Annotated in this window: 9 protein-coding genes; all 9 read left to right on the forward strand. The window is 51.3% G+C overall.

Features of this window, described 5'->3' with window-relative positions:
* Positions 1-20 precede the first annotated feature (20 nt).
* Positions 21-887: a DUF4423 domain-containing protein gene (locus B7990_RS08890; RefSeq protein WP_088640617.1), complete on the forward strand. Its 867-nt coding sequence runs from the start codon at positions 21-23 to the stop codon at positions 885-887.
* A complete protein-coding gene (locus B7990_RS08895; RefSeq protein WP_088640618.1) occupies positions 884-2,104 on the forward strand; it encodes a hypothetical protein in 1,221 nt (406 codons plus the stop codon). The genes B7990_RS08890 and B7990_RS08895 overlap by 4 nt, the downstream gene beginning before the upstream one ends.
* A gap of 122 nt (positions 2,105-2,226) precedes the next feature.
* Entirely contained in the window at positions 2,227-4,458 is a 2,232-nt protein-coding gene (locus B7990_RS08900; RefSeq protein ID WP_088640619.1) for a carbohydrate-binding protein, read from the forward strand.
* A 276-nt stretch (positions 4,459-4,734) separates the two neighbouring features.
* Complete coding sequence (locus B7990_RS08905; protein ID WP_088640620.1) at positions 4,735-6,957, forward strand: carbohydrate-binding protein; 2,223 nt, start codon at positions 4,735-4,737, stop codon at positions 6,955-6,957.
* 109 nt (positions 6,958-7,066) lie between these two features.
* A complete protein-coding gene (locus tag B7990_RS08910; RefSeq protein WP_088640621.1) occupies positions 7,067-7,777 on the forward strand; it encodes a fibrobacter succinogenes major paralogous domain-containing protein in 711 nt (236 codons plus the stop codon).
* A 195-nt stretch (positions 7,778-7,972) separates the two neighbouring features.
* A complete protein-coding gene (locus B7990_RS08915; protein ID WP_088640622.1) occupies positions 7,973-10,168 on the forward strand; it encodes a carbohydrate-binding protein in 2,196 nt (731 codons plus the stop codon).
* Positions 10,169-10,749: 581 nt separating this feature from the next.
* Positions 10,750-12,822, forward strand: coding sequence for a carbohydrate-binding protein (locus B7990_RS08920; RefSeq protein ID WP_088640623.1), 2,073 nt, complete (start codon positions 10,750-10,752; stop codon positions 12,820-12,822).
* Positions 12,823-12,896: 74 nt separating this feature from the next.
* Positions 12,897-14,507 carry a sialate O-acetylesterase gene (locus tag B7990_RS08925; protein WP_088640624.1) on the forward strand — a complete coding sequence of 537 codons (1,611 nt, stop codon included), beginning with the start codon at positions 12,897-12,899 and terminating at the stop codon, positions 14,505-14,507.
* A 181-nt stretch (positions 14,508-14,688) separates the two neighbouring features.
* The gene (locus B7990_RS08930) at positions 14,689-16,347 is read left to right on the forward strand and encodes a sialate O-acetylesterase (protein WP_088640625.1); all 1,659 of its coding nucleotides are present in this window, start codon (positions 14,689-14,691) and stop codon (positions 16,345-16,347) included.
* The last annotated feature ends 74 nt before the right edge of the window (positions 16,348-16,421 follow it).

Here is a 16,421-nt window from a genome sequence, read left to right on the forward strand (position 1 = left end):
TTTAAATATTTTAGATATTGATGGTTACTTTTTCTGACATAGCGGATTACCGCGACTTCTTGAAGGAATTCTACGACAGGCGCAAGGTCGAGATGCCCTTCTACAGCTACCGCATGATGGGTGATAAGCTCGGGCTAGACTCCAGCTATCTCTATCGCGTATTGCAAAAGAAGCAGCACTTGCCTGCTCATGCATTACCTGCGGCAAAGGAAATCCTTGCGCTGAGTGGTCGCGAGGCCGAATACTTCGACCTCCTGTATTCTGCTGCTGTCAGCAAGGATAAGACTAAGCGCGAAGAACTCATGGCGAAAGCACTGTCGCTGCGCGACGTGGAACGCCATTCTTTGCAGGCTGCTGAACTTAAACTCCTCGAAAACTGGTGGATTCCTGCGGTACGCGCCTACCTGGAATTGAACGGTGGCGTTGTAAACGTCAAGCAGATCGCTAAAGACATCTGCCCGCCGATCACTGAGGAACAGGCTCTCGAAGCCATTGAAACTTTGAAGAGCGTCGGTCTCGTGAAGAAGCTTGCATCGGGCAAGCTCGCACTTACCGAAGCCCATTTGACAGTAGGGGGCCCTGAAAAGGCGAAGGCCGTGCGCAATTTCCAGCGCCAGGTGCTGAGTCTTGCGAGCGATGCGCTTGAAAACGTCCCCGTCAATGAACGCAATATTTCTACACTGACTCTATCTGTAGACCAGTCCTGCTTCGAGGATTTGGGCGACATGTTGAGGGAATTCCGCCGTTTAGTCCAAAAAAGAGTAGACGGAGCCAAGAATCCTGATCGTGTTATGCAGCTTTCTATGGCATTTTACCCGGTAGCCCGTAAAGGAGGGGCTTCGGAAAATACTATAATAAAAGGGGAAGGTGCAGGAGATAAAAAATGATTAAACGGGCGTGGACATATGGGTTGGCGACGTTGGCACTTTGCTATGTCGCCTGCGATAGCGGTCGTACCGCTGGATCGTCGATGGAAACGGAAAACTCCATCGCGTTGCTTGCTCAATTGGCCGATGGCACGCCTGCTGCACGTATGGACGTTATTGTTCGCCCTGAATCTTATTTGTCGGGTGCAACCGAACTGGGTTCGGACTCCCTTTACCAGTTGCATTTCGAAACAGACGAGTGGGGCCGAGTGGTTCTGTCTGATGTCCCGACGGGCTCTTATGTCATCGAAGCCCGCAATGATTCCTTGAATTTGAAGGGCTTTGTAAAGATTGCCTATGTGGAATCAGATTCCACGACTCCTTTGACAGTCGAAGTTTCTGAACCGACCAAGGTCTCCGGTCGTGTCGGTCTTCCGCAGTTGGTCCGCCGTTCTGCAACCGTTTCTGTGCAGGGCTTGGACTACCAGGTCCCGATGGATTCTACGGGTTACTTTGAATTTGAATCGCTCCCGAACGGCAATGTTGAGATTGTTGCATTTGTAAATGAATCTGGCGCAGACTCGGTTACGGAATATGGCCGCATTGAGGCTGACGTCGGTACTCAGTCTGGTGAAGGCGGTCTTTACCTCGGTGACTCTGCATACGTCAAGAACTATTTTGTATTTGACGACTTTGAAAATGGCGCCGGCGCGTGGGAAGCTACTGCATCGCTCAACGCGGAGGTCTCCTTTAACATTGAATCGGCTGGTCTTGGTCGCGAAGGCATGGCGGCACACTTTATCTGCAAACGCGATTCTGCGGCTCAGTGGGACTGGGCCCTTATCGGTCGTGAACTGGGTGGCTATGTCAACATGAGCGATTTGGATTCTATCCGCTTCTGGGTCCGCGTCTCGACTCCGTCGAGAATTTCGTTCTCGTTCGACAGGTTCGTGAATGACGATTCCGTGACGAGTTCCGATAATATCAAGTCTTGGCGCCATTTCGAGGCGGATACGGTCTGGACGCAGTTTACCGTGATTCCGGCGGAACTGGATACGGCCGACAGCAATGGCGGTAACTACGGCTGGGAAGCGGTGAAGGACAGTGTCACAAAGATTGGCATCTTCGGCGCTATGGATACGGAAGTCTGGGTGGACGATATCGAAGTCTTTGGCTACGGTATCTTTGACCCGTACGCCCCGGTTGTGAAGAAGAGCGTTGTCCGGAAAGAAGAGTAGATTTATCCACTATTGACATTTTATCAATGGACCTGCATTGCTTTGCAGGTCTTTTTTTGTTGTTTGAAGGTAGATTAATAATGGATGGATTGGCGGTGTATGGCTGGTCCGAAGGAGTGTGTATGAACATGAAATGTTTGGCTGCACTGGGCTTACTTGCGGGCTTTGGTGTAAGTGCGCTTGCTGATAACCCTATTTCTAGCTATCATTATCTGGCGGACCCTTCTTGCGCCTCTGACGGTGATACCTTCTACATCTTGACCGATGTGGATGACTACAACAACCAGACAAACTGGAACTACGACATTGTCGGCCTTTACGCCTTCACGTCCGAAGACATGAAGAACTGGACTGATCACGGCATGATTTTCCGCTCCAGGCGTGAATTCGGGAACTATCCGAACAACACCTGGGCTTCGGGCATTGCCGTGAAAAACGGCAAGGTTTATATCGTCTACCCTGATGGCGCAAGCGGCGTGGGCATGATTACGGCCCCCGCGATTGACGGCCCGTATACCGACCCCGTCAAGGAAACGCATGGAGTCAATAGAATTGCGGGTGGCGGTAGCCTTATCAATGGCTGCGACGGCATTGCGCACTGTTTTGATCCGGGCATCTTGATCGATGACGATGGTACGGGTTACGTGATTTTCGGTGGTGGCGAAAGCTCTAGCCGCCCGTATGGCAACAACTTCGACATTATCAAGTTTACCGAAAGCAATGGCAAGATTACTTTCGACAAGAATTCCTTGAAGAAGGTTTCTTTGCCGAACTCTTTCGAAGCCCCTTACTTGCACAAGAAGGGTAGCACTTATTACTTGAGCTTCAACAACCGTAGCCAGATTATTGACTATGGTATGTCGAATAACATCTGGGGGCCTTATACCTTCGTAGGTACGGTTATTCCGGGAATTGGCTCCGTGCCTGATGCGCACGGCGAAGGCGGTAACAACCACCAGGGATTTGCTCCGTTCAAGGACAAGTGGTATGCCGTGTATCACGACCGTCGCTTGGTGACTTCCGATAACCACCCGGCCGCAACGACTCAGGCGGGCGTGCGTTCCGAAAATCCGAATTACGAGAACCACAGAAGCGTGTCCATCGATGAACTCACCTGGAATGGCGACAAGATGAACAAGCTGACCTTCACTCGTGAAGGCCCGAAGCAGATCAAGAACTTTGACCCGTACAGGACCTACAAGGCGACGACTAGCTCCAAGCAGATGAACATCCGTAGCCGTACCGACTGGACCAAGGGACAGCCGGTGAAGCATGTGCTCTTGCCGCTCACGAGCCGTAGCGAATCCTGGATCCGCGTCTCGGGCGTGGATTTCGGTAACGGCGCGCAGAATCTCCGTATCAAGGCTGCAAGCGTGGCCGATGGCAATACGATTGAAATCCATAAGGGAAGCGCAAGCGGAACGCTCGCCGGTACATGCAAGATTGCAAAGACCAGCAACAACATGACCTTTACCGATAACGATTGCGAAATGACGGGCCTTACGGGCGTTGTCGATCAGCTGTTCTTTGTGTTCAAGGGTTCCAAGGATTCGACCATGGGCATTCTTGAATGGGAATTTCAGGGCACGAAGCGCGAACCTGAACCGCAGACGCCGTTTGGCGGCAAGGCTTGGGCAATCCCTGGCAAGATCGAAATGGAAAACTTCGATGAACCGGGTTATGGCGCAGGTAACGATTCTTACGCTGATAACGATTCTGATGACCACGGTGCCGAAAGCAATGGTGGCAAGAGTTACCGCGAAGGCACTGGCGTAGATATCTACAAGAAGGCTACGGGCTATGTTGTGGGTTACAACCAAACGGATGAATGGCTGGAATACACTGTGGATGTGGCTGCCGAAGGCGACTACACGATGTTTGCGGCGGTGGCTTCTGCCAATGCGACCTCTGGTTTTAAACTCTCCATCGATGGTGACGATATCACGGAATCGATTGCCGTTCCGAAGAACGATGGCGAAGAGAATTATGACGACTACAGCAAGGTGAAGGCGAACGTGAAGCTCCCGGCTGGTAAGCATATTCTCCGCTTTACCGTGACTGGCGACTGGATGGACATTGACTACATCCAGTTTGCAGCGGGCAAGGATGCTAAGGATCCGGATGAAGGTAGCGAAGTGGCTATCCGTCAGAAGATCCGCATGAATGCGATTGCCGCTGCAACTTACGACGTGTTCGACTTGACGGGCAAGAAGATGGCTAGTTTCACGGCCCGCAATATGAACGAAGCGAAGAGCCTTCTGCGTGATGGCACCTATGCTAAGAGTGTGCAGGGCGTGTGCCTCATCCGTAACCGTAGCACGGGCATGATGGCAAAGGTCCGCACGACGCGCTAGATTTTCCTCACTCACACCTCCATCTAAAAGGGCTTCTCGAAAGAGGAGCCTTTTTTATACAAGAAGGAGATTCCCGCTCGGAGGCGGGAATGACAAAACAAACGTGTCTTGCCCGACTGTCTATAATGTCATGCCCCACTTGATGGGGCATCTCCTTTTTCCCTCATTGACGTTTTGTCCATAAATCTTTTGGCGTGTTCAGGGCTGTTTTGTTTTTTTGGAGGTACTTTTAGATTGGATGGATTGACGGTGTATGGTCGATCCTAAGGAGTGTTCATGAAACTGCTTAAGAAAGCAACGATGTTTGGATTGATGGCGGGCTTTGGAGTAAGCGCTCTCGCTGACAACCCGATTTCTACTTACCACTACTTGGCTGACCCGGGTGCAGCCGCTGACGATGATTACTTCTACATCATCACGGACTCTGATGACCCGGCTCCGTACAATTCCGATGGCTACAAGATTTACGCCCTTTATGCATTCCGCAGTAGGGATATGCAGAACTGGACAGACTACGGCATTATTTACGATGCCCGCAAAGTAAATGGCATTAACGACATTTGGGCTTCTGGCATTGCTGTCCACAACGGCACGTTCTATATTGTGTTCCCGGATGGCGGTGGCGGCGGCATTGGCTACATCAAGGCGCCTGCGATTGAAGGTCCTTGGACAAACGCTGTGGGCCAGGGCAAGGATAAGCTTGTCGGTGGTCGCGGCATCATCGGTTGCGATGGCGTTTCCTGGTGCTTTGACCCGGGTATCTTTATTGATGACGACGGCACGACTTACGTGACGTGGGGCGGTGGTGAAAGCAATAGCCGTCCGAATACGGACAACTTTGATATTGTCAGGCTGAACGATGCGAAGGATGCTCCGGTGGGCAACGGTTCTCACGTGAAGGTGAATAACTTGCCGACCCGCAAAATGCTTGAAGCTTCTTACATCCACAAGCACAAGGGAACTTACTACTTCTCTTACAGTACTGGCTGGCAGCAGGGCGCTCCGACGATTGACTACGGTATTTCGAGCAACGTCATGGGGCCGTATACCTGGAAGGGCACGATTCTCGGTGACCCGAGCATGAACGGACGTAGCATCAATGGTAACAACAACCACCATGGTATTGCCGAATTCAAGGGCCATTCTTACGTTGTCTATCATGACCGTCGAATTGCCAAGGGCCACAACGGCTTGGAAATTATCCCGGCTGATGACGGCAAGGCAAAACCGAACGAAGGTTACCACCGCAGCGTTTCTGTAGACGAAATGTTCTACAATTCTGATGGAACTATTAAGACCGTTACGGTGACGGATGAAGGCCCGGCACAGATTGAAAACTTTGATCCGTACGATTGGTATCCGGCACTCACGAGTTCCAAGCAGAAGGGCATCCGTAGCCGTTCGAACTTTGTGCAGGGCAAGGCTGCCGATCATGTGTTGCTCCCGCTTTCTTCCAAGGAAGCTTGGCTCCGTGTTTCGGGAGTTGACTTTGGCGCTGGTGCAACGGGCTTTACGGTTGAAGCCGCAAGCGCTGCCGATGGCAACAAGATTGAAATCCGCTCGGGTTCTGCAACGGGTACGCTCGCTGGTACTTGCACCCTCAAGAATACCGGCAACAAGAGCGTTTTTGCCGAAAACAAGTGCGATGTCGAAGGGCTTTCGGGCGTCGTAAAGCAGCTGTTCCTTGTGTTCAAGGGTTCTCAGGACTCTACCATGGCCGTCAAGGCTTGGGGCTTCGAAGGCAGCGGCACGACTCCGCCGGAACCGCAGAAGCCGTTTAGTGGCAAGGCTTGGGAAATTCCGGGCAAGATCGAAATGGAAGACTTCGACATTCCGGGTTCTGGCCGCGGTAGCGAAATCAAGTCTTACAGCGAAAATGATTCCGAAGACCATGGCATTGAAAATGGTGGCAAGAGCTACCGCGAAGGCACGGGCGTGGACATTTACAAGAAGGCTACGGGCTACGTTGTTGGCTACAACCAGTCCGGCGAATGGCTCGAATATACCGTGAATGTCAAGGAAGCTGGCGACTACACGATGTTTGCTTCTGTGGCGACGGACAATTCGACGGCAAGCTTTACGCTCTCCATTGACGACAAGTCCATTGCTGAAGTTCCGGTTGCAGGTGACAGCTGGGATGACTTTGTCAAGGTCAAGGCCAACGTGACGCTCCCTGCCGGTGAACATGTGCTCCGCTTCACCATTACGGGCGACTGGTTCGATATCGACTACATGACCTTTGCAGCGGGCAAGAATGCCAAGGACCCGGATGATGAACCGATTGCTCTCCGTAAGGGACTTCAGCTGGGTGCATCTTCTGTCGCCACATTTGACGTGTTCGATTTGACTGGCAAGAAGATCACGAGCTTCACGGCTCGCCACATTCACGAAGCGAAGAAACTCTGGCGCGATAATGCCATGTCCAAGAGCGTACAGGGCGTTTGCATCATCCGTAACCGTCACAACGGTGCAGTCGCACGAGTAAGAACGATCCGATAGGTTTTCTAAAACACTCCTATCTAAGAGAAGCTTCCTGAAAGGGAAGCCTTTCTTTTCTAATTTTATTTATATGTTGTTTAAAATATGATAAATTAAGGTTGAGTGAAATATGAAAAAGTTTTTATTCTGTGCATGTATTTTTGCAGTAATTTCTCTAGCCGCATGCGGTGATAGTACTAATCCTTCGGATAGCTCGATTCCTGATCCTGTAGTGGATAAAAACAGTCTTACGGATTCTCGTGATGGTCGAACTTATAGGACTGTTGTAATTGGCTCTCAGACTTGGATGGCTGAAAACTTGAATTTTGAAACTGCGAATAGTTACTGTTACGATGATAAGCCTAGCAATTGCACGAAGTATGGTCGCCTTTATGCATGGGGTGCAGCGATGGATAGTGCGGGGTTATGGAGTGCAAATGGCAATGATTGTGGCAACGATAAGGAATGTTCGCCAACGTATCCTTTGCGCGGAGTTTGCCCAGACGGTTGGCACTTACCTACAAAAGCTGAGTTCGAAACGTTGATATCTTCAATTGGCGACGAATGGGTGGTTGGGGGAAAACTCAGATCAAAAACTGGATGGAATCATAGTAACCGATATCAAAATACGGATGATTATTCGTTTACGGCTCTTCCTGGTGGTAGTAGATTGCCTGGTGGGGGTTACAGTAATGAAGGCGAAAACGCTTTCTTTTGGAGTTCTACAGAGATCTCTGGTGACATGGCGTACTACATGACTTTATACTATAACATCGATTATGTGAAGCCTGGCTATCTATTCAAGTCCAGCGGATATTCAGTTCGCTGTATTAAGGACTAGTGCTTGCCAACTTTAATTTGGGAGGCTTGGCTCAGTGAACGATCAACTTCGGACATCTTACTGTCTACTTCCAACTAATCTATTGACTTTTTGTCCATGAGACCTGCGGTTTTCCGTGGGTCTTTTTGCTTGTTTGTGGATAGTTTTATAAAAAACGGGATGGCGGTGTGTTTGGTCGATCCCAAGGAGTGAACAATGAGATTACTGAAACGTTTAACGATGGCAGGCTTGCTCGCCGGTTTTGGTGTGGGCGCGCTTGCCGATAACCCGATTTCGGCTTATCATTACTTGGCCGACCCGGGTGCTGCTTCTGACGGCACTTATTTTTACGTCATCACGGACTCGGACGACCCGGCTGTGGCTAACGCCAACGGCTACGATATCAAGGCTCTTTACGGTTTTCGCACCAAGGATATGAAAAACTGGACCGACTTCGGTATCATTTACGATGCCCGCAAGGTCGATGGCATTGGTGATATTTGGGCCTCCGGTATTGCGGTAAATCCCAACGACCACAGACTTTACATTGTGTTCCCGGATGGCGGTGGTGGCGGTATCGGCCTCATTGGCGCTGACAGCATTGCGGGGCCGTGGACAAACCCAGTCTCTGGCAACAAGAAGCTCATCAACAACTGGGGTGGCGGCCTTGCGGACTGTGATGGCATTGGCTGGTGCTTTGACCCGGCAATCTTCTTCGATGACGATGGTACGGGTTACTTTACGTTTGGCGGTGGCGAAAGCAATAGCCGCCCGGCAGCGAATAACAACAATAACATTTTCAATATATACAAGTTTAACAAGGATATGAAGGGCTTCGATGTGAGTTCCAAGACCCAGCTGAAAATCGGCGGTCCGAAGGCGATGGAAGCTTCTTACATCCACAAGTATAAGGGTAATTACTATCTCTCTTACAGTACGGCTGACTTGCGCATTGCTTACGGCATGTCCAAGAACCCGATGGGTCCTTACGAATACAAGGGTATCTTCATGGGGAACCCAAACATTAATGGCCAGAACATCAACGCCAATAACAACAACCATCATGGCATTGCCGAATTCAAGGGCCACTGGTACGTGGCTTACCATGACCGCCGCATTGCAAACGGCTATGATGGTTTGGAAAAGATTCCTGCTGACGACGGTCGCCCGAATCCGGTGCCGGCATTCCACCGCAGCGTTTCGGTCGATGAATTTACTTACAATTCCGACGGCACGATGAAGGAACTGACCTTCACGAAGGAAGGCCCGAAGCAGATTGAAAACTTCGATCCGTATGACTGGTACCCGGCTCTCACGAGTTCCAAGCAGAAGGGCATCCGCAGCCGTTCGAACTGGGCCCCGGGCAAGGTTGCTGAACACCTTTTGCTCCCGCTTTCCACGAAGGAATCATGGATCCGCGTTTCGGGTGTGGACTTTGGCACGGCGGCGACGGGCTTGACGGTTCAGGCCGCAAGCACGGATGATGGCAACAAGATTGAAATCCGCACGGGTTCTGCAACGGGAACGCTTGCGGGCACTTGCTCGCTCAAGAATACCGGCAGCAAGAATACTTTCGCCGATAACTCTTGCGAAGTCGAAGGTCTCAAGGGCATTGTCGAACAGCTGTTCTTTGTGTTCAAGGGTTCCAAGGATTCTACGATGGCGATCAAGGCTTGGGGCTTTGAAGGCAGTGGCACGACTCCTCCCGAACCGCAGAAGCCGTATGGCGAAAAGGCTGTGACGCTCCCGGCTAAGATTGAAGCGGAACACTTTGACATTCCGGGCGTTGGCCGCGGTGGCGATGTCGATTCTTACAGCGACGCCGATTCCGAAAACCAGGGCGATGCAGAATTCCGCACAGACCTGGGCGTGGACATTGTGCTTGGCGGTACGGGCAAGGCGGTTGGCTACACGGCTTCTGGCGAATGGCTCGAATACTCCGTTGTGGTCCCGGAAGATGGCGACTATGCTATTGTGGCCTCGGCTTCTACCGGGATGGAAAATGGCGCGAGCTTCTGCTTCTTGGTTGATGGCAAGGCCGTTGGCGATACTGTCAAGGTCCCGCAGACCGGCGAAGACTGGAGCGTCTATAAAGAATTTGAAGGTGGCAAGGCGAAGCTCACCAAGGGCGAACACATTATCCGTCTCGTGATCACGGGCAACAACGTGAACGTGGACTGGTTCTCGTTTGGCGATGTGGAAAAGGTTGGCATCAAGCCCTCTGTGAAGTTCCAGGCGAATGCTTCTCGCGTCTACCGCGTGTATGGCGTGAGCGGTAAGCTGCTTGGCATTGTGGACCTCGCCGGAAAGAAGGCTGGCGAAGCTCTTCAGAGTGCAGGATTCACCAAGGGCGTTTACATGCTCAAGAGCGTTGACGGTCACAAGACCTTCATGACATCTGTCGCAAGATAATTCCTTATGAGGGAGACGCCCGCGAAGGCGGGCATGACAAAAAGAGAAGCACACGTGCTTCTCTTTTTTCGTTACATCTCGTTACCAAAATGTCAATGATAAAAATTGGGGAAAGTGTGTTTTTGGGTGGAAGTAAACCTAAATTCTTAGGTGGAAAGTTTTGCAGTTTTGCAAAGGGTATTATGGGATGTTGCATGAGCGCTTAAAACGGTTCGCTTTAGCATTTTCCCAAAATTCCCCAAAAGATCCTCCTAAACCACACACCCTAATGGCGCTGAATGGTGCCATTTCACCTCGGGATGAATGTCCCGAGGTGTTTGCATTTGCACTATGTGCAAATGCCAGTTGCTAGGCTCGGATATAGGCTTGCGAGCAATCCTGCATCACTCGCCTTACGCAACTGTGTGCATCCGCGACGCTCGGCCTACGCATTTGTTGTATTTACGGTTGCGGCTCTCGACCTACGCATTACCAAAGTGTCAATGGAAAATTTTCTGCGTTTCGGGCGGTTTTTGACCCTGGGATATAAATTTAGAATGTACCCTCATGCAAAGGGCATGGGATAACTATGGGAGATTTTTATGAAGTGTATGGGTGATGTCCTGAAAATTGCCTCGTTTGGTTTGGTTTTGGCAATTCCCTCGCTTGCCTCGACGGTCAATGTTGACGTGACTGAAGAACATCAGGTCATTCGCGGTTTCGGCGGCATGGTGCATAACCAGTGGCAGGGCGGTGGAGGCCTTTCCGAAGCCGATGCGAAGATCGCTTTTGGTACGGGCGATGGCACAATCGGCCTCAACACGCTCCGTATTCCGGTGTATGCAAGTTCTAACGACTTCAATAAGGAAGTTCAGGCTGCAAAGTATGCCAAAAAGTACGCCGGCGATGACTTTATCCTTTATGCGACTCCGTGGACATCGCCGTACGCAGGGGCGAACCAGCACATGGCTTCTTCGAATTACCAGAAGTATGTGGACCACCTGAATAGCTTTAACGATTACATGAAGAATCAGGGCGTTCCCCTGTATGCTATCTCCATCAGTAACGAACCGGACTGGTGCGGTGAATGGGCCTGCTGGAGTGCCGACGAAATCTACAACTTCACCAAGGGCTATGCCGACAAGATGCGCAAGAATGGCGCGAAGGTGATTTCTACAGAATCCTTCCGTTATGACAAGAACCTCTACAATAAGGTCTTGAACGATGCCAATGCCCTCAAGAACTGGGACATTCTCGGCGCGCATTTTTACGCGAGTGACCGAAGGACTGGGGACAACTTCTTCCAGTACAGCCTTGCTGACCAGAAAAAAGTCGAACGCTGGATGACGGAACACTACACCGAAAGCCAGGGAAGCGGTAACTACTGGCGCACGATTACGAATACGGGTGACCAGGCGAACCAGAACAAGCGCGATACTGTGAACGCCATGGATGTGGCTTACGAAATTCACCGCGCCATGGTCGTGGGCAACTTCAATCAGTACACCTGGTGGTACATCCGTCGCTGCTATGGCTTGATTATGGAAAAGGACTTTGGCAACAAGCTCCAGATTCCGCAGAACGAAATCGGCAAGGTCTCGAAGCGCGGCTATGTGCTGAGCCAGTTCGCACGCTTTGTCCGCCCGGGTGCGGTCCGCGTGGGTGCAACGGCAAATCCCGAAAAGGAAGTCTTTGCAAGTGCTTACAAGAGTGCCGATGGCGACTCCGTGATTGTGGTGCTCGTGAACCGCGACTATAAGAATAGCAAGACTGTAACCGTGAAGGTGCAAGGCGCCGATGTTCAGACCTTCCACATGTACACCACCAGCGAAGCAAAGAACGCCAAGGATGAAGGCGAAGTCGAGGTCAAGAATGGCTCCGTGACGATTACGATGGATGCTGGTAATGCAAGCAACAAGGACTGCATTGTGACGCTCGTGGGCGTTGGCACTCCGGCGGACCCTGTTCCTCGTGAACCGTTTGGTGGCAAGGTCGCTGAAATTCCGGGCAAGATTGAAGCCGAAAACTTCGACATCCCGGGTACGGGCAAGGGCAACAAGTCTTATAGCGAAAACGATTCCGAAGACCGTGGCGAAACCAACTACCGCGAAGGTACGGGCGTTGACATTTACAAGAAGGCTACGGGCTATGTGGTCGGCTATAACGAAGAAGGCGAATGGCTCGAATACTCTGTGAATGTGAAGGAAGCCGGTGATTACACAATGTTTGCTTCTGTCGCTACGAGTAATTCGACGTCTGGTTTCTCGCTCTCCTTGGATGGAAAAACTCTTGTAGAAAATGTCGCACTTTCGGGAACGAGCTTCGATGACTTTGTGAAGGTCAAGGCCAACGTAACGCTCCCGGCTGGCGAACATATTCTCCGCATGACGGTGACGGGTTCCTGGTTCGATATCGACTACTTCAACTTTGCAAAGGGCAAGGATGCCGCCGATCCGGACGATAAGACGATTGGTTTGCGCAGTGCTAATTTCCGCTTGCCGACCGAAGCCGAAAATTACAGTGTCTTCGACGTGAACGGCGTGCTCGTGGGCAAGTTCCTCGCTACGACCAAGGCCGATGTCCAGCGCATGACCAAGAGCGTGGTGCGTCAGAATGGCATTTACTTTGTGAAGTCGCTGGGTGGCAAATCCTACCGCATTTCTGTGGCTAAATAATTTCATATTCCTAAAAACGGGAGCCGAGCAATTGGCTCCTGTTTTTTTAAGAGTTTGTTAAAAGGGAGATAGATATGAGTGTGGAAATGAGCTTCAAAAAGCTGATGGGCATTGCAGGTGTTGCTGCTGGCCTCTCTATGTTTGCGGTAACGGGTGCAAATGCGGCTCCGGACCCGAACTTCCATATTTACATTGCCTATGGGCAGTCGAACATGGAAGGCAACGCGAGGAACTTTACGGATGTCGATAAGAAGGAACATCCTCGCGTGAAAATGTTTGCAACAACGTCTTGCCCGAGTCTTGGCCGCCCTACGGTCGGTGAAATGTACCCGGCAGTGCCGCCAATGTTCAAGTGCGGTGAAGGCCTTTCTGTCGCTGACTGGTTTGGCCGCCACATGGCAGATTCCTTGCCGAACGTGACGATTGGCATTATTCCGGTGGCTCAGGGCGGTACGAGTATCCGCTTGTTTGACCCGGACGATTACAAGAATTACCTCAATTCTGCGGAAAGCTGGCTGAAGAACGGAGCCAAGGCTTACGGTGACGATGGCAATGCCATGGGCCGCATTATTGAAGTCGCCAAGAAGGCTCAGGAAAAGGGCGTCATCAAGGGAATCATCTTCCACCAGGGTGAAACCGATGGCGGCATGAGCAACTGGGAGCAGATTGTCAAGAAGACTTACGAATACATGCTCAAGCAGCTTGGCCTGAATGCCGAAGAAACTCCGTTTGTCGCTGGCGAAATGGTCGATGGTGGTTCTTGCGCGGGCTTTAGCAGTCGTGTGCGTGGGCTTTCCAAGTACATTGCGAATTTTGGCGTGGCAAGCTCCAAGGGCTACGGCAGTAAAGGTGACGGCCTCCACTTTACCGTAGAAGGCTACCGCGGCATGGGTGAGCGTTATGCCCAGCAAATGCTCAAGCTCATCAACGTGGCGCCTGTTGACCCTGTCCCGCAGGAACCGTTCAAGGGTGCTCCGATTGCTATTCCGGGCAAGGTCGAAGTCGAAGATTTTGACAAGCCGGGTATCGGCAAGAACGAAGACGGTACGAGTAACGCCTCTTACAGTGACGAAGATTCCGAAAACCATGGCGATAGCGATTACCGCAAGGATACGGGTGTAGACCTGTACAAGACAGCCGATGGCGTCGCTCTTGGTTACACGCAGACTGGCGAATGGCTCGAATACACGGTCGAAGTCAAGGCCGATGGCGAATACAACGTCGAAGCTAGCGTGGCCGCAGGCAATTCCACTTCTGCGTTCAAGCTCTACATGGATGACAAGGCGATTGGCGATGAAGTCTCCGTGCCGCAGACTGCCGATAATTCTTGGGATACCTATAAGACGATTACAGTCAAGGAAGGTGTCAAGCTCACGGCCGGTAAGCACGTGCTCAAGCTCGAAATCACCGCCAACTACGTGAATATCGACTGGATCCAGTTTACCGATGCTAAGGAAACGATCGGTCTTTCGAAGATCCGCCTCGACGTGACCGAAGCCGAAAGCAACTTTAGCGTGTACAGCATGCAGGGCCAAAAGCTCGGGACGTTTACCGCGAAGAGAATGGCCGATGCTATGAACCTCGTCAAGACGGATGCCAAGCTCCGCAAGCAGGCTAAGGGCGTGTTCTTTGTCCGCAAGGAAGGCACAAAGCTCATGAGCAAGAAGGTTGTCGTTTTCGAATAATTCTAGACTCCATGAAGGGTCCTGGCGGATGCTAGGACTCTTTTTTTTACAAAATGCGGTTTTTGAGCGAATTTCGCAAATCATTGACAAAACGTCCATATTATATGGAGCCCTGCTGTGCTACAAAACGACTTTTTTAGGGTAGATTCTTTATAGAAATTTTGGATTAAGGGATATAAAAATGAGCGTGGAAAGAGAATTGAAAAAAATCCTGGCCTATGCAGGTGTTGCTGCTGGGCTTTCTATGTTTGCGGTGGGGGCGAATGCGGCTCCGAACCCGAACTTCCATATCTACATTGCTTACGGGCAGTCCAACATGGCGGGTAACGGCGATATCGTACCGTCCGAGGACCAGGCAAATCCGCCCAAGAACTTTATCATGCTTGCTTCGCACAATGCAAATGCAAGCCAACGTAGCGGCAAGACGAATCAGTCTATCAAGACGGGCGAATGGTACCCGGCAATCCCGCCGATGTTCCATGCGTTCGAAAACCTCTCCCCGGCAGACTACTTTGGCCGCGCGATGGTGGATTCCTTGCCGGGCGTGACTGTGGGTATCATCCCGGTGGCGATCGGTGCTGTGAGCATCCGCGCCTTCGACAAGGATCAGTACGAAGCTTATTTCAGGGGCGATGGCAAGGACATCATGAACTGGGGCTGGCCCAAGGATTACGACAACAACCCTCCGGGACGCATCCTGGAACTTGCCAAGAAGGCCAAGGAAGTCGGTGTCATCAAGGGCTTCATTTTCCATCAGGGCGAAAGTGACGGCACGGACGCCAACTGGCGCAAGACGGTTTACAAGACTTACAAGGACGTGATTGACGCTCTTGGTCTGGACGAAAACGAAGTCCCGTTTGTGGCTGGCGAACTCCTCCAGGAAGGCAATAACTGCTGCGGAAGCAAGAATGGCGGCATCGCCGAACTCAAGAATAACTTCAAGAAGTTCGGTCTCGCTTCTTCCAAGGGCCTCAAGGGAAACGGCAAGGACCCTTATCACTTTGGCCGTGAAGGCGTGATTGAGCTTGGCCGCCGTTATGTCCATGAAATGCTCAAGCTTATCGACAAGACTATCGACCCGGATGCTCCGGCTGTTGACTTGGTGGATCCAAGCAAGTCTACAGTGTCCGACGAACCGCCTGAGGAATACGGCCCGTACACCGAAGCCATTGCCATTCCGGGCAAGGTGCAGGCTGAAAACTACAACAAGGGCGGCGCCGACAAGGCTTATATGGACCTGAGCAAGGGCAACGAGGGCGGCAAGCTTCGTAAAAACGATGTTGACATTTACCAGCCTAACATGGGTATTGTCGTCGGTCACTGCCAAGCGACAGAATGGCTTAAGTACACCGTGAATGTCGCTGCTGATGGCGATTACGAAATTTCTGCCAACGTCGCTGGCGATAACGGTACAGGCAGCTTAGTCCTTTACATGGATGACAAGCGGATCGGTACGGAAATTGCAAACGAAGGCAAGGGCTTTGACAACTTCACAACGGTAAGTGGTGGCAAGGCTACGCTCACCAAGGGCGAACATGAACTCAAGCTCGAAATTACCAATGACTGGATTGATATCGACTATGTTGAATTCAAGGAAATAAGCGCCCAGCCGCCTATCGGACTTAAGAATATCCGCCTTAGCATGACTGAAGCCGAAAGCAACTATAGCGTGTTCGATATGCAGGGCATTAAGCTGAGTTCGTTTACCGCAAAGGGCATGAACGAAGCAATGAATCTAGTGAGGGAAAACGCAAAGCTCCGCAAGCAGGCAAGGGGCGTGTTCTTTGTCCGCAAGAACGGAGATAAATCTCTAACGAAAAAGGTGGTGATACATGAATAAAAACGAGTTGGCCGTCGTAAAGCAGATTGCTTTTTTCTTTGTCGTTGCTGTAGCGCTTGGTCTCATGTATGGGT

This window comes from Fibrobacter sp. UWB4 (assembly GCF_002210345.1).
GTDB lineage: Bacteria > Fibrobacterota > Fibrobacteria > Fibrobacterales > Fibrobacteraceae > Fibrobacter.

Excerpts from the sequence above, each read along its gene's own strand:
- B7990_RS08890 (WP_088640617.1), top strand. The coding sequence starts at position 21 with ATGGTTACTTTTTCTGACATAGCGGATTACCGCGACTTCTTGAAGGAA.
- B7990_RS08895 (WP_088640618.1), top strand. The coding sequence starts at position 884 with ATGATTAAACGGGCGTGGACATATGGGTTGGCGACGTTGGCACTTTGC.
- B7990_RS08900 (WP_088640619.1), top strand. The coding sequence starts at position 2,227 with ATGAACATGAAATGTTTGGCTGCACTGGGCTTACTTGCGGGCTTTGGT.
- B7990_RS08905 (WP_088640620.1), top strand. The coding sequence starts at position 4,735 with ATGAAACTGCTTAAGAAAGCAACGATGTTTGGATTGATGGCGGGCTTT.
- B7990_RS08910 (WP_088640621.1), top strand. The coding sequence starts at position 7,067 with ATGAAAAAGTTTTTATTCTGTGCATGTATTTTTGCAGTAATTTCTCTA.
- B7990_RS08915 (WP_088640622.1), top strand. The coding sequence starts at position 7,973 with ATGAGATTACTGAAACGTTTAACGATGGCAGGCTTGCTCGCCGGTTTT.
- B7990_RS08920 (WP_088640623.1), top strand. The coding sequence starts at position 10,750 with ATGAAGTGTATGGGTGATGTCCTGAAAATTGCCTCGTTTGGTTTGGTT.
- B7990_RS08925 (WP_088640624.1), top strand. The coding sequence starts at position 12,897 with ATGAGTGTGGAAATGAGCTTCAAAAAGCTGATGGGCATTGCAGGTGTT.
- B7990_RS08930 (WP_088640625.1), top strand. The coding sequence starts at position 14,689 with ATGAGCGTGGAAAGAGAATTGAAAAAAATCCTGGCCTATGCAGGTGTT.